This is a genomic window from Pseudomonas sp. CCI3.1 (genome assembly GCF_034313985.1).
In the GTDB taxonomy this organism is placed as follows: domain Bacteria; phylum Pseudomonadota; class Gammaproteobacteria; order Pseudomonadales; family Pseudomonadaceae; genus Aquipseudomonas; species Aquipseudomonas psychrophila.
This window is the reverse complement of sequence record NZ_JAVIWO010000001.1, coordinates 1,463,677-1,484,382: the sequence shown is the minus strand read 5'-3', so window position 1 is coordinate 1,484,382 and position 20,706 is coordinate 1,463,677. Positions and strand designations below refer to the sequence as shown.

Annotated in this window: 21 protein-coding genes; 12 read left to right on the top strand and 9 right to left on the bottom strand. The window is 59.0% G+C overall.

All coding sequences use genetic code 11. The features are described from left to right. Positions 1–106: 106 nt before the first annotated feature. Entirely contained in the window at positions 107–2,236 is a 2,130-nt protein-coding gene (gene recQ / locus RGV06_RS06800; RefSeq protein ID WP_019828756.1) for a DNA helicase RecQ, read from the top strand. A 119-nt stretch (positions 2,237–2,355) separates the two neighbouring features. Beyond that, on the top strand, positions 2,356–2,790 hold the full coding sequence (locus RGV06_RS06795) for a MarR family transcriptional regulator (protein ID WP_019828757.1): 435 nt from the start codon (positions 2,356–2,358) through the stop codon (positions 2,788–2,790). Between the two features lie 118 nt (positions 2,791–2,908). On the opposite strand, the gene RGV06_RS06790 is transcribed toward RGV06_RS06795, so the two are convergent. Next, on the bottom strand, positions 2,909–5,092 hold the full coding sequence (locus tag RGV06_RS06790) for a patatin-like phospholipase family protein (protein WP_019828758.1): 2,184 nt from the start codon (positions 5,090–5,092) through the stop codon (positions 2,909–2,911). Between the two features lie 70 nt (positions 5,093–5,162). Between RGV06_RS06790 and RGV06_RS06785 the strand changes: the two genes are divergently transcribed. Further along, positions 5,163–5,450, top strand: a complete 288-nt coding sequence (locus RGV06_RS06785; protein WP_019828759.1) for a SelT/SelW/SelH family protein — start codon at positions 5,163–5,165, stop codon at positions 5,448–5,450. Here the strand turns inward: RGV06_RS06785 and RGV06_RS06780 are convergent. The 3 genes from RGV06_RS06780 to RGV06_RS06770 form a co-directional block, all read right to left on the bottom strand. After that, positions 5,444–6,334, bottom strand: coding sequence for a DMT family transporter (locus RGV06_RS06780; RefSeq protein WP_322149682.1), 891 nt, complete (start codon positions 6,332–6,334; stop codon positions 5,444–5,446). The two genes, RGV06_RS06785 and RGV06_RS06780, sit on opposite strands and share 7 nt — an antisense overlap. 77 nt (positions 6,335–6,411) lie before the next feature. Beyond that, the gene (locus tag RGV06_RS06775) at positions 6,412–7,170 is read right to left on the bottom strand and encodes a helix-turn-helix transcriptional regulator (protein WP_046809861.1); all 759 of its coding nucleotides are present in this window, start codon (positions 7,168–7,170) and stop codon (positions 6,412–6,414) included. Between the two features lie 18 nt (positions 7,171–7,188). Next, complete coding sequence (locus RGV06_RS06770; RefSeq protein ID WP_019828762.1) at positions 7,189–8,643, bottom strand: TrkH family potassium uptake protein; 1,455 nt, start codon at positions 8,641–8,643, stop codon at positions 7,189–7,191. A 119-nt stretch (positions 8,644–8,762) separates the two neighbouring features. Here RGV06_RS06770 and RGV06_RS06765 point away from each other — a divergent pair, with 119 nt between their 5' ends. Next, positions 8,763–9,326 carry an NAD(P)H nitroreductase gene (locus RGV06_RS06765; protein ID WP_019828763.1) on the top strand — a complete coding sequence of 188 codons (564 nt, stop codon included), beginning with the start codon at positions 8,763–8,765 and terminating at the stop codon, positions 9,324–9,326. Positions 9,327–9,398: 72 nt separating this feature from the next. On the opposite strand, the gene RGV06_RS06760 is transcribed toward RGV06_RS06765, so the two are convergent. The 5 genes from RGV06_RS06760 to RGV06_RS06740 form a co-directional block, all read right to left on the bottom strand. Next, positions 9,399–10,733, bottom strand: coding sequence for a sensor histidine kinase (locus tag RGV06_RS06760; RefSeq protein WP_019828764.1), 1,335 nt, complete (start codon positions 10,731–10,733; stop codon positions 9,399–9,401). A 78-nt stretch (positions 10,734–10,811) separates the two neighbouring features. Next, entirely contained in the window at positions 10,812–11,243 is a 432-nt protein-coding gene (locus tag RGV06_RS06755; protein ID WP_019828765.1) for a Spy/CpxP family protein refolding chaperone, read from the bottom strand. A 143-nt stretch (positions 11,244–11,386) separates the two neighbouring features. Further along, entirely contained in the window at positions 11,387–12,064 is a 678-nt protein-coding gene (locus RGV06_RS06750) for a response regulator transcription factor (RefSeq protein ID WP_019828766.1), read from the bottom strand. Positions 12,065–12,135: 71 nt separating this feature from the next. Continuing rightward, positions 12,136–12,435, bottom strand: a complete 300-nt coding sequence (locus tag RGV06_RS06745) for a YciI family protein (protein WP_019828767.1) — start codon at positions 12,433–12,435, stop codon at positions 12,136–12,138. Between the two features lies 1 nt (position 12,436). Further along, the gene (locus tag RGV06_RS06740) at positions 12,437–13,033 is read right to left on the bottom strand and encodes a septation protein A (RefSeq protein ID WP_019828768.1); all 597 of its coding nucleotides are present in this window, start codon (positions 13,031–13,033) and stop codon (positions 12,437–12,439) included. Positions 13,034–13,117: 84 nt separating this feature from the next. Here RGV06_RS06740 and RGV06_RS06735 point away from each other — a divergent pair, with 84 nt between their 5' ends. The 8 genes from RGV06_RS06735 (at position 13,118) to arfB (ending at position 20,702) form a co-directional block, all read left to right on the top strand. Further along, positions 13,118–13,981, top strand: coding sequence for a PHP domain-containing protein (locus tag RGV06_RS06735; protein ID WP_019828769.1), 864 nt, complete (start codon positions 13,118–13,120; stop codon positions 13,979–13,981). Positions 13,982–13,994: 13 nt separating this feature from the next. Continuing rightward, a complete protein-coding gene (locus RGV06_RS06730; protein ID WP_019828770.1) occupies positions 13,995–14,627 on the top strand; it encodes an L-threonylcarbamoyladenylate synthase in 633 nt (210 codons plus the stop codon). A 128-nt stretch (positions 14,628–14,755) separates the two neighbouring features. Next, the gene (locus RGV06_RS06725; RefSeq protein ID WP_162207958.1) at positions 14,756–15,454 is read left to right on the top strand and encodes a segregation and condensation protein A; all 699 of its coding nucleotides are present in this window, start codon (positions 14,756–14,758) and stop codon (positions 15,452–15,454) included. A 12-nt stretch (positions 15,455–15,466) separates the two neighbouring features. Next, positions 15,467–16,399 (top strand): SMC-Scp complex subunit ScpB, encoded by a 933-nt coding sequence (gene scpB / locus RGV06_RS06720; RefSeq protein ID WP_322149677.1) that lies wholly within the window; start codon positions 15,467–15,469, stop codon positions 16,397–16,399. Positions 16,400–16,587: 188 nt separating this feature from the next. Continuing rightward, a complete protein-coding gene (locus RGV06_RS06715) occupies positions 16,588–16,779 on the top strand; it encodes a DUF1289 domain-containing protein (RefSeq protein WP_019828773.1) in 192 nt (63 codons plus the stop codon). Between the two features lie 144 nt (positions 16,780–16,923). After that, entirely contained in the window at positions 16,924–18,120 is a 1,197-nt protein-coding gene (gene rluB / locus RGV06_RS06710; RefSeq protein ID WP_046809855.1) for a 23S rRNA pseudouridine(2605) synthase RluB, read from the top strand. A 659-nt stretch (positions 18,121–18,779) separates the two neighbouring features. Then, positions 18,780–20,198 (top strand): amino acid permease, encoded by a 1,419-nt coding sequence (locus RGV06_RS06705; protein ID WP_322149676.1) that lies wholly within the window; start codon positions 18,780–18,782, stop codon positions 20,196–20,198. Between the two features lie 90 nt (positions 20,199–20,288). Then, complete coding sequence (gene arfB, locus RGV06_RS06700; protein ID WP_019828782.1) at positions 20,289–20,702, top strand: alternative ribosome rescue aminoacyl-tRNA hydrolase ArfB; 414 nt, start codon at positions 20,289–20,291, stop codon at positions 20,700–20,702. Positions 20,703–20,706 lie beyond the last annotated feature (4 nt).

Below are 20,706 nucleotides of genomic sequence, written 5' to 3'. Positions count from 1 at the left end.
GCGATGAATGTAGCGCACCGGCGCCTTGTGCCCGAGCCTTTAAAAGGCTTGCGGCCGTGCCGGATCGCGCTGGCGCAGGGGTGTTTCGGCGATTTCTGGAGTTTCTATGCTCGAACAGGCTCAACGCGTACTCAAAGACATCTTCGGCTACGACAGTTTCCGTGGTCGTCAGGGTGACATCATTGAGCGCGTGGCCAGTGGTGGTGACGCCTTGGTGCTGATGCCGACCGGCGGCGGCAAATCCTTGTGCTTCCAGGTGCCGGCACTGCTGCGCGATGGTCTGGCGGTAGTGGTCTCGCCATTGATCGCCTTGATGGACGATCAGGTGGCAACCCTTGAAGAACTCGGGGTGGCAGCTGCGGCCTTGAATTCGACCCTCAGCGCCGAACAACAGCGTGATCTGGCCAACCGCATCAAGCGCGGTGAAGTCAAAATGCTTTACCTGGCCCCCGAACGTCTGGTGCAACCGCGCATGATGGCGTTTTTGCAGAGCCTGGATATCGCCCTGTTTGCCATCGACGAAGCCCATTGCGTATCGCAGTGGGGTCACGACTTCCGCCCGGAATACCTGCAATTGGGCCAGTTGGCCGAAGTGTTCCCCAATGTGCCGCGTATCGCCCTGACCGCCACGGCAGACAAGCGTACTCGCGAAGAAATCGTCACCCGCCTGCATTTGCAGAACGCAGAACGTTTTTTGTCGAGCTTTGACCGTCCCAACATCTTTTACCGCATTGTGCCTAAAGAACAGCCGCGCAAGCAGTTGCTGGCATTTCTCTCGGAGCGCCGCAGCGACGCAGGCATTGTGTACTGCCTGTCGCGCAAAAAGGTCGATGAGGTGGCGAAGTTTCTGTGCGAGCAGGGCTTCCCGGCCTTGCCGTATCACGCCGGTTTGCCGAGTGAAACCCGCGCCGCCAACCAAAAGCGCTTCCTCAATGAGGAAGGGCTGATCATGGTAGCGACCATCGCGTTCGGCATGGGTATCGATAAATCCAACGTACGTTTTGTCGCGCATCTGGATCTGCCCAAGTCCCTTGAGGCTTATTACCAGGAGACCGGTCGTGCAGGGCGCGATGGCCTGCCGGCTGATGCCTGGATGGCCTACGGTCTGCAAGACGTGGTGATGCTCAAGCAAATGCTGCAAAACTCCGAAGGCGACGAGCGCCATAAGCGTCTTGAGCACCACAAGCTCGATGCGATGTTGTCGTTGTGCGAAGAAACCCGCTGCCGCCGTCAGACCCTGCTCGCGTATTTTGATGAAGATATGCCACAGCCTTGCGGGCATTGCGATAACTGCATGGATGGCGTTCAAACCTGGGATGCCACCGAGCCTGCACGTCAGGCACTCTCGACGATTTATCGCACGGGTCAGCGTTATGGCACCGGGCATTTGATCGACGTGCTGCTGGGGCGAGAAAACGAAAAGACCCGCAGCATGGGGCATCAGCACCTGGCCGTGTTCGGTGTCGGCAAAGACCGTAGCGAAGGCGAATGGCGCACGCTGTTCCGCCAGTTGGTGGCCCGTGGTCTGGCCGATATTGATATCGAAGGCTTTGGCGGTTTGCGTCTGAGCGACAGCTGCCGGCCTTTGCTGCGTGGCGAAGTGACCCTGGAGCTGCGCCGCGAGCTCAAGCCGCAAACCACAGTCAAGAGCAGCTCTGCCAGCCCGGCCAGTCAATTGGTGCGTGGCGAAGAGCGAGAACAGTGGGAAGCCCTGCGCGCGTTGCGGCGCAAGTTGGCCGAAGAGCACGGTGTGCCGCCTTACGTCATCTTTCCCGACTCAACCTTGCTCGAAATGTTGCGTAGCCAACCCACCTCCCTGTCCGAGATGGCAACGGTCAGTGGTGTGGGTGCGCGCAAGCTGGAGCGGTACGGCGAGGCGTTCCTCGAAGTGTTGGGCGGGCAAGCCGAAACGCCCAAAGTGGTGGCCGATATTCGCCACGAGCTGATCAGCCTGGCCCGTGCCGGCATGACCCCAATGCAGATCAGCGGACAATTGCAGTGTTCGGAAAAGAACGTTTACACAATGCTGGCCGAAGCCATTGGTCGTCAGGAGCTATCGCTGGAACAGGCGCTGGACTTGCCTGAAGACCTGATGGAAGAAGTACAGGATGCGTTCCTGGATGGTGAAGGCGAACTGCCGAGCGTTGCCAGTATCGCCGAGCAGTTCAAGGGGCGTGTCCCGGAAGGTGTGCTGTATTGCGTGCGTGCAGCCCTGCAATCTGAGTTTGAAATGTGACCATGTAGCTGATTATGTAACGATTGATTGACTTGCACCTCTTGCCTATGAGCAAGCGGCATGCTTAGCTGACTAATAATTAGCTTCACTCTATTTTCAGTCTAATCATCGAGTTTTTTATGCCGTTAACCGATCAGCACCGTTTTGGTATGCAACTGGCCCAAATGTCCCGTGGCTGGCGTGCCGAGCTGGATCGTCGTCTTGCCGGTCTGGGGTTGTCCCAGGCGCGCTGGTTGGTGCTCTTGCATCTGGCCCGTTTTGACGAGGCGCCTACTCAGCGCGAACTGGCCCAAAGCGTTGGCGTTGAAGGCCCGACCCTTGCTCGTTTGCTCGACAGCCTTGAAGCCCAGGGCCTGGTTCAGCGTCACTCGGTGGTCGAAGACCGCCGCGCCAAGAAAATCGTCCTGAGTGACTCCGCCCGCCCGTTGATCGAGCAGATCGAAGCCATCGCCACGGCCTTGCGCCAAGAGTTGTTTGTGGGCGTCGACGAAGAAGAGCAGCGTATTTGCCTGCGCGTTCACAAGCGCATTCTGGATAACCTCGAAAAGCACTGATCCCTGCACATTTCCCCTTGTGGGAGCGAGCCTGCTCGCGATGGCATCACTGCGGTCTCTTTGGAAGACCGTGCTGCCAGCATCGCGAGCAGGCTCGCTCCCACATTGGTTTGAATCGTCAGAACGTCTGCCCCAAATTCAAATACAGCGCCTTTTGGTCATCATCGTTAAAGCCATAGCTGAAGTTCAGCGGGCCCAGCGGTGTGTCGAAACCGATAAAAATACTCGCCGCATTGATATAGCCGCTGTCGAACTCGTTGTCGTTGTTCCAGGCGCGCCCGCGTTCCAGCGAGGCACCGGCATACAGCGGGAAATCAAACGGCAAGTATGAGCGCGGCGTGAGGCGGCGATAGTACACGGCACGCATCAGGCTGATGTTCTGTCCCGAAATCCCGTCTTCCCTGAACCCCGACAACTGCCGTGCGCCGCCGAGCAGGAAGCTCGATGTCACCACATTGGCCTTGTCCAGCGTGCGCCCGTAGCGTCCGCCCAAAATCCAGGTGTCGGGTCCCGAACTCAGGGCCTTGTCCAGATTGAACTCCCATTGACGATAACGCTCGTCCGAACCGATGCCCGGATCGAATTGACGCACGCTCAGGTTGATGTCTTCACCGGAGTGGGGGAAGTACACGTTATCCAGAGAGTCGAAGGAGTATTTCAGGTCGTAGAAGCCTTCATTGAAGCTGGTGCTTGGCAAGTCACGCTCGCCAATTCGCACGTCGGCCTTGCCCCATGCCTCGCCCACCCCCAGGCGGATCTCGCCGCTGTTGCCGATTTGGCGACCAAAATTCAGGCCAAAGCCGTAACGCTCAAGTCGGTACTCGGCAATAGGGTCGTTATCGAGGATGGCTTCCACGTTTTGTGACTGGGCGTTGATGTAGGGCGCTACAAAGTACCTCGAGCCCGCATCCAGCGGCTGATAAAACTCGCTGTACAGCTCTTGCTTGTCGCCAATCTGTACCCGGGTCAGCCACTCGGCACCCAGGGTGTTGATGCCGTTGATGCGGTAACTGGCGCCGATATTGAACGCGCTGTCGCCGCGCATATCGTCAGACAGGTTCAGCCCCAGGCGAAGATAGTCAGTACCGCTGCGTTTGCCACGGGCGCTGATGACCAGCGTGCGGTCCTGGCCTTTGTGCACCACGCGGTACTGCACCTGATCGAAGTAGTCCAGCCCGTACAGCGTGCCCATATCCCGTTGCAAACGGCCCAGGTCCAGCGGTTCGCCTATGGGCTGGCGAATGTAATAGCGGATCACCGAGTCGCCGATTTTCGAATCGTTTTCGATCTTGATCGCGGTAATGACCGGGGTGCGTTCTTCGGGAGTTCGGGCCTCAGCCAACTGAGTATTGGAGTCATGGTGCAAGCTGGCCAGGCGCTTTTCGAGTATCTGCGTGGCGCGGTAGCCGGCGTTGATGATGTCTTGCGAGCGACCAAAATCGGTGGCGCCATAACTGGCCAGCGCGGGCTGGATCAGGATGTCGTCCGGTTTGAGCGACGCCAGCTGCACTTCGGAGTTGCTGCGGGTCATCAGGGTAATGGACTGGTTGAGGATATCGAACACGGTGTTGAGTTCTTTGCGCCCCCGAAGCGGGGTGCCGATGTCCACCACGATGACCATGTCCACGCCCATCTCGCGGGCTACATCCACGGGAATATTGTCGACCATGCCCCCGTCAACCAGCAGTTGCCCGTTGATCTCAACCGGGGCGAATACCGCCGGGATCGACATACTCGCGCGGATCACCTGGGGCAGATGGCCCTTGCGAAACACCACCTTTTCGCCATTGACGATATCGGTGGCCACGGCACGAAACGGGATCGGCAGCTTGTCGAAATCACGGATGTCGCTGCTATGAGCTAGCAAACTTTCGAGCAGCAACGACAGGTTCTGGCCCTGGATCACGCCCAATGGCAAGCCCAGACTGCCATCATCGCGAAAACTGAGTTTTTGTTTGACCAGAAAATCACGGTCATCCTGCTTGCGCCGGAACGGTATGTCTTCGCGGGCCGGAGCGTCTGACAGGGCTTCCTGCCAGTCGATGCCCAGCGCGAGTTTTTCCAGCTCATCGATCTTGTAGCCCGAGGCATACAGCCCGCCGATCACTGCCCCCATGCTGGTGCCCGCGATGGCATCGATATGAATGCCTTGCTCTTCGAGCGCCTTGAGTACGCCGACGTGGGCCAGGCCACGGGCCGCCCCTCCGGACAGTACCAGGCCGATTTTTGGCTTGGCCGCTTCGGCAGCAAACAGCACCAAGGGGCATAAACACAGGAGTAAACAGCTCAGCAGGCGGCGCATCATGAATCTCTGGGCAAGCGACAAAGGCGGCTATTATAGCGGCGCCTTTCCTTCAAGAGCCTTTGAAATCATGTCGTCAAACAAACCCGAAATTGTCATCACCTACTGCACCCAATGCCAGTGGCTGTTGCGCGCTGCCTGGCTGGCCCAGGAGTTGCTCAGCACGTTTGCCGAAGACCTTGGCAGGGTCGCGCTGGAGCCGGGCACCGGTGGGGTGTTTCGCATCACTTGCGATGGCGTACAGATCTGGGAGCGCAAGGCCGATGGCGGCTTTCCCGAGGCCAAGGTGCTCAAGCAGCGCGTTCGCGACCAGATCGATCCACAGCGCGACCTCGGGCATAACGATCGGGTTCAGTGAGCGGCGGCGTCCAGTGTTGACTTGCCCGTAGCGGGGCCGCTGGCCATGCGGCTCGACACCACAATCGCAACAATAATCAGCACCCCGCCCAGTAGCATGCGCAGCGAAGGTGTTTCGTGGAACAGCAGCCATGCCAGAGTGATGCCGTAGACCGGCTCCAAGGCAAAGACCACGGCAGCTGTGCGCGCTTTGATCACTGCCAGGCTTGCGACGAACAGGCTGTGAGCCAGCCCGGTGCAAAGTACGCCGAGCAGGCAGATCCACAGCCAGTCCAGCGGGCGAACATCGTTCAGCTGCGGGGCGGCAAATGGCAGCAGGCAAAAGGCGACTACCACGTTTTGCCACATGGCTGCCTGCACGGCCGGAACTCGTCCCGCGTTGGCGCGGTTGTTCAGCGACAGCAAAGAGAACAGCAGCCCCGAGGCGATTGACCACAGCAGCCCTTCGGTGGCCTGGCTGGCCAGATCGAAACTGGGGGTGACGAGAATCAGCCCGACGCTGACCAGAACCACCAGAATGATTTCGTTGAGCCGGATGCGTTCGCGAAAAATCAATCCTTCGAGAATCACCGTAAACGCCGGAAAACTGGCAAAGCCCAAGGTCGCAATCGCGACCCCGGCGATCTTGACCGAAACAAAAAAACTCACCCAGTGCCCGGCCAGCAGCAAACCGCTTAACAGCAGATTGCGGGCATCGCGCAGGGTCAGTTTGTACCAGCAGCCTTTGGCCAGCCCGGCGAAACAGACCAGCGCCAGCACCGCAAATGCGGCGCGACCAAAAACGATGACCGAAGCTGAAGCGGCCGCAAGCTTGCCGAAAACGCCAGTCATGCCAAACAGCAAGGCGCCGATATGCAGAGCGCCCAAGGCGGTACGCGGAGTCATTGCATTCCTTAAATCAATACGGGCAAGACGTGCAGTCTAAGGGGCAGGGCGGGGGGCTGTCTGTCGTGAGACTGGCGTCAGTTGTCGCCAGACTCGCGGCGCAGCACCGAAGGCGAGGCGCCGAATTCCCGGAGCATGGCGGCTGCAAAAGCGCTTTGTGAACTGTAACCGACACGGCTGGCGACTTCGCCAATGGGCAGAGCGCTGTGGCGTAACAGCGTCAAGCCGCTGTACAGGCGGCGTTGGCGAATGTAGTCCATGGGAGTCTGCCCGCTCTCGCTGACAAAACGACTGTGCAAGCGGGCGCAGGATAGGCCAGCGATGTGTGCCAGGTCCGCGACCTGCAGCGGGTAGGCGGCGTTTTGCTCGATGTAGGCATCCATGGCGGCATAGGGCAGGCGTTTGGGTTGAACCTGTTCGGGTGCAAGCTGGTTCAAACTGGCCAACAGCAGGATCGCACCCTGGCGGGCAATCAGCGGATCACTCACAGGACTGCTGGCCAGCCAGCTCACCAATTGATGTTGCCTGGGGTCCAGGATCAAGTGACCGGTCGTGTCGAGCAAGCGACGGCTGGCATCGGCGTGCTCGCCCAGGGTTTGCCCGAGCCAGTTTTGCCCCGGAACATCGAGCACCAGGCAGTGGCTGCCTTGCGGGCTGCCGCAGGTGTGGTGGGCACCTGCGGGAATAATGATCAGGTGTTGCTGGCGCAACAGGCTGGCGCGCCCGTCCACTTCGAAATCGAGTTTGCCGGACAGACTGATCACCACCTGCGCGTGCTCATGGCTGTGAGCAATCACCTCTTGGCGGTAATGACGCAGTGACAGGATTTGGTCCATGGCGACCTCATGTGTGGATCAGTGCCGCCAGAATGCCGGAATGCACAGTACGAACACGGTAATGATCTCAAGGCGCCCCAGCAACATGCCCAGGGACAGAATCCACTTGGCTGCATCCGGCAGGCTCGCGAAGTTGCCGGAGGGGCCAATGGTTTCGCCCAGCCCCGGTCCAACGCCGGACACGGTACTGGCAGCGCCGGTGAGGGCGGTCATCCAGTCCAGCCCCAGCAACGAAAGGGCCAGGGCGATCACGCAAATGGTGATGGCAAAGAAGAACGAAAAGGTCAAAATCGAGCGTACGATTTCTTCGTCGAGGCGGTGGCCGTTGTACTTCTGCTTGATCACCGCGCGGGGGTGGATCAGCTGATTAAGGTTGGCCTTGAGCAGGATATAGGCCACTTGAAAGCGGAAAATCTTGATTCCGCCTGCGGTCGAGCCCGAACACCCGCCAATAAAGCCCAGATAGAAAAACAGCATAAGCGAGAAATTGCCCCACAGGCTGTAGTCGCCCAGCGCAAAGCCTGTGGTCGTAACAACCGAAGTTACGTTCAGCGCCACATGGCGAAAGGCGTCCCAGTAGGGCATGTTGGTGGTCCACCACAGCCAGGCGCTGAGTACGATCCAGGTCACCAGCAGCAAACCGAGCAAGCCTTGTACCTGTTGGTCCTTGATCAGCGCCTTGCGATGGCCGCGCAGGGTGGCGACATACAGGGTAAACGGCAAGCTGCCCATGATCATTACGGCAATGGCTACCCAGTGCACCGCCGGTTGTGACCATTTGGCCAGCGACTGGTCAGAGGTCGAGAATCCACCGGTGGAAATGGCCGACATGGCGTGGTTGATCGCGTCAAACACACTCATGCCCGCCCACCAGAACGCCAGGCTACCGATGATGGTGATGCCGACATAGGCGGCCACTATCAGTCTGGCCACCATGTGCGAGCGGGGCATGACCTTTTCCGAACGGTCAGAAGATTCGGTCTGGAACAGGCGCATGCCACCGATTCGCAGCAAGGGCAAAATCGCTACCGCCATACCGATAAAGCCAATGCCCCCGAGCCAGTGGAGCATTGAGCGCCACATCAAAATGCCGGGGGACATGGTGTCCAGCCCGCTCAATACCGTGGAACCGGTGGCGGTAATGCCGGACATGCTTTCGAAAAAAGAGTCGGTGTAGCTGATGTGCTGCGTCAGCAAAAATGGCAGCGCGGCGAAGATACACACGATGACCCAGCTGGACACTGTCAGCAGGTACATGTCCCGGGGGCGCAGGTGAACCTGCTCGGGGCGTCCAGGTACCACCAGCGCCAAACCGGCAATAAAGGTAATCAGGCTGGCCCACAGGAAAGACGGCAAGTCGCCCAAGTGGTCGTAAATCACCAGGGTCAGCATGGGCACAGCCATGCTGATCGCGAGCGTAATCAGGAAGATGCCGATAATAAAACCGATGATGCGTAAGGTCGGCAACGCCATGAAGTCAGCTCGGGCATGAAAGAGGGGCGCCATTCTACCTGTGGTCTGGGCTATGTAAACCGCCAGGCCTTAGGGAGATACCGTTAGAATAGCTGCACATTTTCTTCAGGAGGTGGCCAATGGAGGCTCTCGACGCTTTGCTCAACCGTGTTTCTGCCCCGCGCTTGCTTGATCCGGCGCCAACGGCTGAGCAACGTGAAGTACTTTTTGCGGCCGCACTGCGTGCGCCGGATCACGGCCAGTTGCGTCCTTACCGTTTTTTGACGGTTGAAGGCGAAGCGCGCAATCAATTGGGTGAAATACTTGCCGAGGCCGTGCAGGCCCAGGGTGGCGAGGTGACACAAGCGGCGTTGGACAAGGCTCGCGCCATGCCTTTGCGTGCACCTTTGGTGGTAGTGGTGATTGCCCGTTTGCAGGATCACTTCAAAGTACCGAAGTCTGAGCAGTTGATTACTGCAGGCTGCGCGGCCCATGCCATTGAACTGGCGGCTTATGCCCAGGGCGTTGGCGCGGTATGGCGCACGGGCGAGTTATCCTATGCACCGCACGTCGCCAAAGGTTTGGGCTTGGGCGAAGGCGAAGAAGTAGTGGCGTTTTTGTATCTTGGGACACCGCAGAACGAACTGCGTACCGCGCCGAAAGTGGATAGCGCCGAGTTCGTGAAGGCGTGGTCGGTCAATTAAGAAGCACACATACTCGTAGCAGCTGCCTCGCGGAGCTCGACAGCTGCTACGCATTGAGTGAAAGCGCAACCTTCACAGATTGCCGTTGGGCTCCAGCGGTAACTCCAGGGTGGCGATAAACCCGCCGTCCGGGTGATTGCCCAGTACCAGGCGGCCGCCATGACGTTCCGCCGCACGGCGTGCAATCGCCAGTCCCAATCCGTGCCCGGCGGCTGTCTGGCCGGGTGCGCGGAAGAACGGTTCGCCAAGCTGCGTCAAATGCTCTTCAGCCGCTCCAGGTCCGTGGTCGCGAACCTTGATGGTGATGTGCTCGCCCTCGCGCGCCGCACTCAACTCGATCGGCTGGCCGGGCGGGTTGAAACGTTGCGCATTGCGCAGCAGATTATCCACCGCACGCTCGATCATCAAAGGCCAGCCATTGAGGCTCAAATCCGGCTCGGCATGCAATTGCACGGGTTGCTCAGGGACCGCCATCGACGCATCCTTTTGCACTGCGCAGAGCAGGGCATTGAGCTCGACGTGCTCCGCGCTCGCCTGATCGGCATCAACCCGGGCCAGGGTCAGGATCTCGCTGATCAATGACTCCAGCCGATCGCATTCGCGGGTCAGCCGCGGCCACAGTTTTTCCCGCTCTTCAGGTCCGGCGCGCTCAGCCAGTGCCAGGGCGATTTTAAGGCGGGCCAGTGGCGAGCGCAGTTCGTGAGACACGTCGCGCAGCAGCTGGCGCTGACTGCTGATCAAACTCTGCAGGCGGGCACCCATGCGGTTGAAGTCGGTGGCCAGGACGCCAAACTCATCGCGGCGCGAGGCCAGGCGCGCCAAGCTGTTCTGTTGATAGGTGGTTTGCCCCAGATCGTGCACCGCCACCCGCAGGCGGCTAAGTGGCCGGGTGATCGACAACGTGACCATCAGGCTGAACAGGGTCAGCACCACCAGGGCAATTCCCAATGCGCTCAGCGGCCAGAGCAGGCTCTGGCGATGCCAGGCATCCAGTTCCGGGTGCGGAATGCGATAAATCAGCAGGTAAGTTTCGGCGGTTTTCGGGCTGGTGTATTCGACCGTCAGGCGGCGCCACGGCAACTGCTCTTCGCCCGGGTGCTGGCGAGCTTCCCAGGCGGCTGCCCGGCGCGGGAAGGTGCCGCGTACTACGGGGTCGCCACTTTCGTTAAGTACCTGCACGTCGATGTGGTAACGACGTTTGCGTTTTTCGAGGAAGTCTTGCGCCGCGTCGGCGCCCTGAGTTTCGTAGCGTTCAGTCCATTGTTGCGCCAGGTTGGCGATCCCTGGGTGGCGGGAAAGAATCCACGCGTCCTGATTGAGCATATGCCCCAGCAGGATCGACAGCCCTGCGACCAAGGCAATTGCCAGCCAAAAGCTGGCAAGAATGCGCCAAAACAGTGATCGCACGGTAATTCCTCACGAGTTGTGGTTTAAAACGAGTAAAGCCCAACGGCCAGGGGCCGTTGGGCTTGATGCACGCGCGGTTTATTGCGCTTTAGTAGCTTGCTGTGCTTTCCATTCCTTGAACTGCTTCCACTCGGCCTGACGGTCGGCACGTTTCTTTTGCATCTCGTCGAAACGTTTCTGCTGATCAGGCTTGAGCACGGCGCGGATATCGCTCTGGGTCTTGTCCTTCTTGGCCTTGATCTCGTCTTTCAGCGCTTTTTGATCAGCGGCTGGCAGTTTTTCCAGGTACTTCTCGACCAACTGCTTGCGATCATGCATTTGCTCGCCCATCAACTTGCCAATCTGCTGGCGCTGTTCGCGGCTCAGGTCCAGTTGGCTGTAGGGAGCATCGCCGCGACCGTGGTGTTCGCCACCGTGACGTGGGCCCATTGAGCCGTCGCCACCAGGCATGGCCATTGCGACGGTTGGCAGTGCTGCAGCAAACATCAAAGCAATTAGAGTCTTACGCATGGTGTGTCTCCTTCGATTACGGTTCCGGTGAATCCGGATGCGCCCAGTTTAGGGAGATCAAGGTCAAGCGCTGTCAGCCCTGCGTAAAGCTTTGGTAAAGAGGGTTTTTCGGGGTCTTTACATACGCTGCCGGCAAAAAGGGGTTATGCGCTGTAAAAGTAACCACGGCTGCGCAGGGCCACAATACGGGGGCTGCCGTCGGGGTGGGGGCCAATCTTCTTGCGCAGGTTGCTGATGTGCATGTCCAGGCTGCGGTCGTACAGGGTCAGCTTGCGGCCCAGGGCTATCTGCGCCAGTTCCTGCTTGTCCAGCGGCTCGCCCGGTTGACGCAGCAGGGCTTCAAGAATCCGGCTTTCAGACACCGTCAGCGTGATGTCGCGCTGGTCGATCGTGACCACGCCGCGCATGGGGCTGAAGCACAAATCCCCCAGCTCCATCTGGCTGGATACCGCTGCCGGGTGGCTGCGGCGCAATACAGCGCGCAGGCGGGCCGTCAGCTCTCGGGGGTCGCACGGTTTGGCCAGGTAGTCATCGGCGCCCAGTTCGAGCCCCAGAATGCGGTCCAGCGGTTCGCCACGGGCCGACAGCATCAGCACGGGCAGGTCCGGATGATCGTTGCGCAGTTGTTTGAGCAGCTCAAGACCACTGCCATCTGGAAGCATGACATCCAGTACCACGGCATCGGGGCTGGATTCGTTCAACGCCTTGCGGGCGCTTGAACCGTCGTGGCAAGCGCGAACCTGAAAGCCTTCCTGGCTCAGCCAACTGACCAGAAGCTCACACAGCTCCTCGTCATCATCTATCAGTAACAGGTCGCTCATGACTTACTCGATTTAACCAGTGCCGACGCTGTCTACGTCGGCCACCGGCAAAGATACCGCAGGCAGGCAGGTTATGGCAGGACTTGCTTGAACGGCTTGACGCTGACATTGGCATACACGCCAGCAGCAATGTACGGGTCGGCATCGGCCCAGGCCTGAGCGAGGGTCAGAGACTCGAACTCTGCCACGATCAGGCTACCGGTGAAACCGGCTGCGCCCGGATCATTGCTGTCGATGGCCGGGTGCGGGCCGGCCAGCACCATGCGTCCTTCGGCTTTCAGTTGTTGCAAGCGCTCAAGGTGCGCTGGGCGAGCAGCCAGGCGAGCTTCGAGCGAATTGGCGACGTCAGTTGCAATGATGGCGTAGAGCATGTCAGTCCTTGGTCTTGGGGGTGGTTGGATCGGTGTCATGCAGATGGCGCGACAAGTAGATACCTTGGGCAATCAGGAACAGCACGGTCATGCCCAGGCTGCCGAACACTTTAAAGTCGACCCAGATGCTTTGATAGGTGAACGCAACGAACAGGTTGGCGGCACCGCAGAACAGGAAAAACGCGATCCAGGCCAGGTTCAGGCGGGCCCAAACGGCGTCCGGAAGGGTCAGTGCGTGGCCCATGATGCGTTTGATCAGCAGCTTGTCACCAATGAAATGACTGCCGGCAAACGCCAGCGCAAACAGCCAGTTCACCACTGGAGCTTTCCATTTAAGGAAGGTTTCGCTGTGGAAGGCGAGGGTCAGGCTGCCGAACACCAGGCAGGCAACCAGGGTCAGCCATTGGCTTTTTTCGAGTTTGCGCTGTTTAAAAAACAGAATCCCGTACACCACCAGCGAACTGGCAATCAACATCGCCGTAGCGCTGTAGATACCCCCTACCGACAGGCTGTGCCCGCCGATTTCGATGACGCGTGGGTCGGTTTTGTAAACGATGAAAAACAGTAACAGCGGGATGAAGTCGATGAATTGTTTCACAGTGGCAGCCAGAAGCAGGATGTGGCGGCATAATAACAAACATCAATGACAGCGAAAGTGTCAGCTAGAGGTTATTAAATCCCCGTGGAAATTGACTTGCATTGCCATAGCACAGCTTCCGATGGCGCCCTGGCGCCTGCGGTACTGGTCGCGCGTGCGTTCGAGAAAGGTGTGCGAGTCCTGGCCCTGACCGATCACGACACACTTGAAGGCCTCGACGAAGCCCGCACAGCGGCGCAGGCGTTGAACATGACCCTGATCAATGGCGTCGAATTGTCGTGTACTTGGGGCGGTGCCACGATCCATGTGCTTGGCTACGGCTTTGATGTCCATGCCCCGGCGTTGGTCGAGGCCATTGCCAAGCTTCATGAGGGGCGCTGGCTGCGGGCCGAGGAGATCAGCCGCAAACTGGCGCTTAAGGGCATGCCCGGCGCGCTTGAAGGCGCAAGGGCCATCCAGCAAGGGCTGGGTGACAGCGGTAATGCTCCGGCCCGCCCGCACTTTGCCGACTTCCTGGTCGAGGCCGGTTACGTCAAGGACCGCGCCGAGGCGTTTCGCAAATGGCTGGGCGCTGGCAAGTTGGGTGACGTCAAACTGCATTGGCCAACCCTTGAAGACACGGTTGCCACCCTGCGTGCAGCCGGGGCCTGGGTCAGCCTGGCGCACCCGTCGCACTACGATTTCACCCGCAGCAAGCGCCGACGTCTGATTGGCGACTATATTCAAGCTGGGGGTCACGCTATTGAAGTGGTCAACGGGTATCAGCCAGCCGATCAGGTGGGCAGCCTGGCGATCCTTGCGCGTGAGTTCGGTCTGCTGGTCAGTGCCGGCAGTGATTTTCATGGTCCGGGAGGTTGGTCCGAGATAGGCGAATACCGCCCAGTCCCGGAAGATCTGCCGCCATTGTGGTGTCGATTCAAATATGAACAGCCCACTGCTAACGTCTGAACAGGTAAACACTGTGAGTCAATTTTTCCAGATTCATCCGGAAAACCCTCAGGCGCGCCTGATCAAGCAGGCCGTCGAGATCATTAAAAAGGGTGGGGTGGTGATTTACCCCACCGATTCGTCCTACGCCGTGGGTTGCCAGATGGGTGACAAGAGTGCGATCGAGCGGATCAAGCGCCTGCGAAACCTGGACGACAAGCACAACTTCACCCTGATGTGCTGCGACCTTTCGCAGCTGGGGCTGTTCGCCAAGGTTGACACCGGCACGTTTCGTTTACTCAAGGCCCATACGCCGGGTCCTTACACTTTCATTCTCAACGCCACCCGCGAAGTACCGCGCCTGCTGCTGCATCCCAAGCGTCGTACCATCGGCCTGCGGGTGCCGAGCCATCCGATTGCGCTGGCACTGCTTGAAGAGCTGGGCGAACCGCTGATGAGCGTGACGCTGATTCTGCCGGGTGAGAGCGAGCCGATGGAAGACCCGTACGAGATCCGCGATGCCCTCGAAAAACAGGTCGACCTGATTATTGATGGCGGTTTTGGCGGCAACAAGGCGTCGACCGTGATCAGCTTGGTAGACAGCGGAGATCCCGAGATTGTCCGGGTAGGTTGCGGCGACCCTGAACCGTTTATGGTCGAGGCCTGATGTCTGAAGTTCAAGCCCCTGAGGCGGTAGAGGCCCAGGCCGGTGCCCAGCAAGAACTGTCCCTCGCTATGGTCTATGGCCAGGCGGTCATCGAAATGCCGCAAGACCTGTACATCCCGCCGGATGCACTGGAGGTGTTTCTTGATGCCTTTGAAGGCCCGCTCGACCTGCTGCTCTACCTGATCCGCAAGCAAAACATCGACATCCTCGACATTCCTGTGGCGGAGATCACCCGCCAATACATGGGGTATGTCGAGCTGATGAAAACCGTGCGCCTGGAACTGGCCGCCGAGTACCTGGTTATGGCCGCCATGCTGGCCGAGATCAAATCCCGGATGCTGCTGCCTCGTTCGGTCGAGATCGAAGAGGACGAAGGCGACCCACGCGCCGAACTGATTCGCCGCTTGCAGCAATACGAGCGTTTCAAGGCTGCTGCTGAAGGGATTGAAGGATTGAGCCGGGTAGGGCGCGAGGTCTTCGTGCCCAAACTCGATGCCCCTGAAGCGCGGGCCCGCAAGCTGGTGCCGGATGTAGCCCTGGAAGAGTTGCTGATGTCCATGGCTGAAGTGCTGCGCCGAACCGACATGTTTGAAAGTCATCAGGTCAGCCGTGAGGCTCTGTCGACCCGCGAACGCATGAGCGATGTCCTCGAACGCCTCAAGGGCGGTGGCTTTGTGCCGTTTGTCGAGCTGTTTACCGCCGAAGAAGGCAAGTTGGGCGTGGTGGTGACTTTTATGGCCGTTCTTGAACTGGTCAAGGAGTCGCTGGTCGAGCTGGTGCAAAATGAACCCTTCGCGCCGATCCACGTGCGGGCAAGAGCCGAATAAAGAGCTGAAACCATGAATTTGACTGAACCCCGCGAGCTGGCCTCCTTGCTTGAGGCCTTTCTGTTGGCCTCGGGAAAGCCGCAAAGCCTTGAACGCCTGTTTGAACTGTTTGAAGAGGTCGAACGCCCGGAACCGCCCGTATTCAAAAAGGCCCTGGAGCTGCTGCGCAAATCCTGTGACGGCCGCGCGTTTGAGCTCAAGGAAGTTGCCTCAGGCTATCGCCTGCAGATCCGCGAAAAGTACTCGCCGTGGGTCGGGCGCTTGTGGGAAGAGCGTCCGCAACGCTACTCGCGAGCCATGCTTGAAACCATGGCGCTGATTGCCTATCGCCAGCCCATTACTCGGGGCGAAATTGAAGATGTGCGAGGTGTGGCGGTCAACAGCCATATCGTCAAAACCCTGCTTGAGCGCGAATGGATCCGCGTGGTGGGCTATCGCGACGTGCCGGGCAAACCCGCGATGTTCGCAACCACCAAGGGGTTTCTCGATCACTTCAACCTCAAGAGCCTCGACGAACTGCCGCCGCTGGCGGAGTTGCGTGAGCTGGAACCTGATCCGATCCTCGATTTCGACGACGCTCCGGTGCCTGCGCATCTTCAGGCCTTGGCCGACGAAAGTGCCGAGCCGGAAGAACCCAAGGATGAAACCAGCTTCCGCACCCTGCTGACGGAACTGGACACCATGGAAGAAGGTCTTAAAACCGACTTTGATGACCTGTTGCGTGACGTTGCGCCCGTTGATGTTCCGGAGCCGGAAGTAGAGGTAGAAGTAGAGGTAGAAGCGCAACCACAACCGCAGCAACCCTCTGCCGCCGAACTGGCCCGCGAGCGATTGCGCGCTGCCGTTGCAGCCCTTGAGCAGCGATCGACCATGAGCGACGAAGAGCTTGAGGCCCAGGCACTGGCTGAAGCCATCGAGCAAGAGCGCCGCGAGCTGGAGGACTGACACGCTCTTGTAGCAGCTGCCGAAGGAACGAGGCTGCGTTCGGCTGCGAAGCAGTCGTGAATTCAGTGGGTGCGGTATGTCAGATACGCCGGATTTTCATTATTACGACCGCTTCGCGCCCGAACGCAGCCTCGTTCCTTCGGCAGCTGCTACGGACCTTGGCCAGCTTCTGATTGAGAGGTTTAACCATGAGTTCACCCAAAGACCCCTGCATAGGCGTCTGCAAATTCACCGATGACATGTGCATCGGTTGCGGTCGCACCAAGCGTGAAATCAAGGCCTGGAAGAAGCTCGACAAGGACGAAAAGCGTGCGGTGCTGGCCGAGTCGGCTCTGCGTTTGCTGGCATTTGAAGCCACCGGCCGGCGGAAAAAGAAGTAAGTCAGCCACTTCGTGACTAGCCTTTGATGCGCAATGGCCAACATCAGCGTATGATTCGCGACCCTCTGGCGCTCGATAGAGCCCCAAGGCCCATTTTTTACACTTCAGGCGTTCGCCTGAATTGACACACCGGGAGGTGCCCAGATGAGTGATCTAGACCCTAAAGACAGCCAGGAAATTGGCCCAGCAGGCGAAAAACTGCAAAAAGTCCTCGCCCGTATTGGCGTTGGCTCGCGTCGCGACGTAGAGAGTTGGATCAGCCAGGGCCGCATCAAGGTCAATGGCAAAGATGCAACCCTGGGTCTGCGCGTAGACCTGCACGACGCCATCTCCATCGATGGCAAGGTGATCAAGCGTGAAGAGGCAGCCGAATCGGTTCGCCGCGTGATCATGTACAACAAACCAGACGGCGAAATCTGCACCCGTGACGACCCTGAAGGCCGTCCGACCGTGTTCGACAAATTGCCGCGTCCAAAAGAAGGCCGCTGGATCAATATCGGTCGTCTGGACATCAACACCACCGGCTTGCTGATGTTCACCACCGACGGTGAGCTGGCTAACCGCCTGATGCACCCTTCCTACGAGATGGACCGTGAATACGCGGTACGTGTGCGTGGCGAAGTGGACGACGAGATGATCGAGCGCCTCAAGGCCGGCGTTGTGCTGGAAGACGGCCCGGCGCGTTTCACCGACATCAAGCAGGCTCCGGGCGGCGAAGGCTTCAACCATTGGTACCACTGCGTAGTGATGGAAGGCCGTAACCGTGAAGTACGTCGCTTGTGGGAATCCCAGGGCCTGGTGGTCAGCCGCCTGAAGCGCGTGCGTTTCGGTCCGGTGTTCCTCAACTCTGACCTGCCGATGGGTCGCTGGCGCGAAATGAGCCAGTTTGAGGTTGATATCCTCAGCGCTGAAGTTGGCCTCACGCCGGTTGCCATGCCGCAAATGAACGCCAAAAGCAAAGACAAGCTTGAGCGTATGCAACGTAAATCCTCGCGCCCTGTGGCTCGTGGCGATCGTGTTGCCCGCGTTCTGCGTCCTGCCGAAGGTGCTCCGCTGGCTCCGCGCCCGGCGCGTCAGCCGCACATCGAAGGCGAGCGCCCGGCGCGTCCTGCCCGCGATGAGGCTGCTCGTCCGGCACGCAAGCCAGCGGGTCGCACTGACCGCGTACCTGCGGGTCGTGGCGCGCCAGTGGCCGAGCGTCCGAGCGAAGTCAACAAGCGTCCAACCAAGCCAAGCCGCTCAGGCCCCAAGCTGGTTGAAGATGCACCGTCGGGCAAGCGTCGTGGCGCCCCGGCCGGTTCCGGCCAGCGTCCAGGCTTCGGCCGTCGCAAGCCGCAGTAAGCTTTAAGCGCTGTACAAAAAACGCCAACCCCTCGGGGTTGGCGTTTTTTTATGCCTGACGGATTGATGCCATTTTGGTCATGAACGGCTGCAGAGATACTTCGACCGTGGGAGCGAGCCTGCTCGCGAAGAGCATTCGCGAGCAGGCTCGCTCCCACAAGGGGCCTTGTACAGGTTGTGCGGTTGTTTTTTAAGTGGCAATTTTTCGTTACGCCGCGTCAATAAATCCATACGAATTCAGCCACTTACCGACCTTAAACCGCTGAAATCACCTCGCTGTAATGAAAATCTTCCGAGTTTTATAGATTTAGGACACTTCCTACCGATATGGCGGCTTGTTTCGTCTTGCTATCGGCTGTGTGATGGGATCTTGCCTTCGTGCGGGTGTACAATGCGCCGCGTTTTAACTGTGACTCAATTGCGTACCCGCGCATTTTGCCAAGGCCGTACGCCTTGATAATTCCGCAATGCCACAAGCGTTGCGGGTTCGATTCCGTCACAGATAAAAACAAACAGGTGACGCATGACTCGTGAAACAACCTTGGATTCCTGGCGCCTGCGCTGGGGTTTGATTTGTGTTGTAGACCCTTCGATCACTGCCTCTGGTGCTCAAGCTACAACGCACTGAATCACATCAAACCTTGTGTGGGACCTTTTCAATGAGTGGAAATACCTCGCATTCGGGCGAGCTTAAACGCGGCCTGAAAAATCGTCATATCCAGCTGATCGCCCTCGGTGGCGCGATTGGTACTGGCCTGTTCCTCGGTTCGGCCGGGGTGCTGAAGTCAGCCGGTCCATCGATGATTCTGGGCTATGCGATCTGCGGCTTCATTGCCTTCATGATCATGCGCCAGCTCGGCGAAATGATCGTCGAAGAGCCGGTCGCCGGTTCCTTCAGTCACTTTGCCCACAAGTACTGGGGCGGTTTTGCCGGCTTCATGTCGGGCTGGAACTGCTGGGTGCTGTACATCCTGGTGGGCATGTCGGAACTGACCGCCGTCGGCAAGTACGTGCACTACTGGTGGCCGGAGATTCCAACCTGGGCCTCGGCGGCAGCGTTCTTCGTCCTGATCAACCTGATTAACCTGACCAACGTCAAAGTGTTTGGCGAGGCCGAGTTCTGGTTCGCGATCATCAAGGTCGTGGCGATCGTCGGCATGATTGCCCTGGGCAGCTACCTGCTGGTCAGCGGCAGCGGCGGTCCTCAGGCATCGGTCAGCAACTTGTGGGAGCACGGCGGCTTCTTCCCGAACGGGACGACCGGTCTGATCATGGCCATGGCCTTTATCATGTTCTCCTTCGGCGGTCTGGAAATGCTCGGTTTCACCGCAGCAGAAGCCGACAAACCACGCACCGTGATCCCCAAGGCGATCAATCAGGTGATCTACCGCATCCTGATTTTCTACATCGGTGCCCTGGTGGTTCTGCTGTCTCTGACGCCGTGGGACTCGTTGCTCGAAACCCTGAACGCCGGTGGCGACAGCTACAGCAGTAGCCCGTTCGTGCAAGTGTTCTCGATGCTGGGCAGCAACCCGGCTGCGCATATCCTCAACTTTGTGGTTCTGACCGCAGCGCTGTCGGTGTACAACAGCGGCACCTACTGCAACAGCCGTATGCTGTTGGGGATGGCGCAGCAGGGTGATGCACCCAAAGTGCTGGCCAAAATCGACAAGCGCGGTGTGCCGGTCAACTCGATCCTGGCTTCGGCAGCGGTCACGGTGATTGCGGTCCTGCTCAACTACCTGATGCCCCACGATGCGCTGGAGCTGCTGATGTCGCTGGTAGTGGCCACCCTGGTGATCAACTGGGCGATGATCAGCTTCTCCCACGTCAAGTTCCGCCAGCACATGGACAAAACAGCACAGACGCCGCTGTTCAAGGCCCTGTGGTATCCCTACGGCAACTACATCTGCCTGGCATTTGTCGCGTTCATTCTGGTGATCATGTTGTTGATCCCGGGCATTCGCGTGTCGGTGTACGCGATTCCGGTGTGGGTGGTCTTTATGTGGGTGTGCTACCTGATCAAAAACAAGCGCGCGGTGCAGGCATCGGCTGCGGCCTACAGCTCTGCCAAATAAGCTGAGCGGTTAATGCAACAAGCCCGGCCATTGAGCCGGGTTTGTTGTTTGTGGGGTATCCTGCACGCCCCGAAGACGGACCCATTTTTGATGCTGGTGATTTCCAACAACGTGCATATCCCCGATGCCGAGATCGAGCTGACGGCAATTCGCGCCCAAGGTGCGGGCGGGCAGAACGTCAACAAGGTGTCGAGCGCCATGCACTTGCGCTTCGATATACCCAACTCTTCGTTGCCGCCGTTTTACAAGGAGCGGCTGCTGGCGCTGCGTGACAGTCGGATCACCAGCGATGGTGTGCTGATCATCAAGGCTCAGCAATATCGCACCCAGGAGCAAAATCGGGCGGATGCGCTGGAGCGCCTGGTCGAGTTGATCGTCAGCGCGACCAAAGTCGAGAAAAAGCGCCGTCCTACCAAGCCGACCCTGGGCTCAAAAAAGCGTCGCCTGGAATCCAAGACCAAGCGCGGCAGCATCAAGGCCGGGCGAGGCAAGGTGGACTTCTAGAGAG

Bases quoted from the DNA above. Each gene is read 5' to 3' on its own strand.
- recQ (WP_019828756.1), top strand. From the start codon at position 107: ATGCTCGAACAGGCTCAACGCGTACTCAAAGACATCTTCGGCTACGAC.
- RGV06_RS06795 (WP_019828757.1), top strand. From the start codon at position 2,356: ATGCCGTTAACCGATCAGCACCGTTTTGGTATGCAACTGGCCCAAATG.
- RGV06_RS06790 (WP_019828758.1), bottom strand. From the start codon at position 5,092: ATGCGCCGCCTGCTGAGCTGTTTACTCCTGTGTTTATGCCCCTTGGTG.
- RGV06_RS06785 (WP_019828759.1), top strand. From the start codon at position 5,163: ATGTCGTCAAACAAACCCGAAATTGTCATCACCTACTGCACCCAATGC.
- RGV06_RS06780 (WP_322149682.1), bottom strand. From the start codon at position 6,334: ATGACTCCGCGTACCGCCTTGGGCGCTCTGCATATCGGCGCCTTGCTG.
- RGV06_RS06775 (WP_046809861.1), bottom strand. From the start codon at position 7,170: ATGGACCAAATCCTGTCACTGCGTCATTACCGCCAAGAGGTGATTGCT.
- RGV06_RS06770 (WP_019828762.1), bottom strand. From the start codon at position 8,643: ATGGCGTTGCCGACCTTACGCATCATCGGTTTTATTATCGGCATCTTC.
- RGV06_RS06765 (WP_019828763.1), top strand. From the start codon at position 8,763: ATGGAGGCTCTCGACGCTTTGCTCAACCGTGTTTCTGCCCCGCGCTTG.
- RGV06_RS06755 (WP_019828765.1), bottom strand. From the start codon at position 11,243: ATGCGTAAGACTCTAATTGCTTTGATGTTTGCTGCAGCACTGCCAACC.
- RGV06_RS06750 (WP_019828766.1), bottom strand. From the start codon at position 12,064: ATGAGCGACCTGTTACTGATAGATGATGACGAGGAGCTGTGTGAGCTT.
- RGV06_RS06745 (WP_019828767.1), bottom strand. From the start codon at position 12,435: ATGCTCTACGCCATCATTGCAACTGACGTCGCCAATTCGCTCGAAGCT.
- scpB (WP_322149677.1), top strand. From the start codon at position 15,467: ATGAATTTGACTGAACCCCGCGAGCTGGCCTCCTTGCTTGAGGCCTTT.
- RGV06_RS06715 (WP_019828773.1), top strand. From the start codon at position 16,588: ATGAGTTCACCCAAAGACCCCTGCATAGGCGTCTGCAAATTCACCGAT.
- rluB (WP_046809855.1), top strand. From the start codon at position 16,924: ATGAGTGATCTAGACCCTAAAGACAGCCAGGAAATTGGCCCAGCAGGC.
- RGV06_RS06705 (WP_322149676.1), top strand. From the start codon at position 18,780: ATGAGTGGAAATACCTCGCATTCGGGCGAGCTTAAACGCGGCCTGAAA.
- arfB (WP_019828782.1), top strand. From the start codon at position 20,289: ATGCTGGTGATTTCCAACAACGTGCATATCCCCGATGCCGAGATCGAG.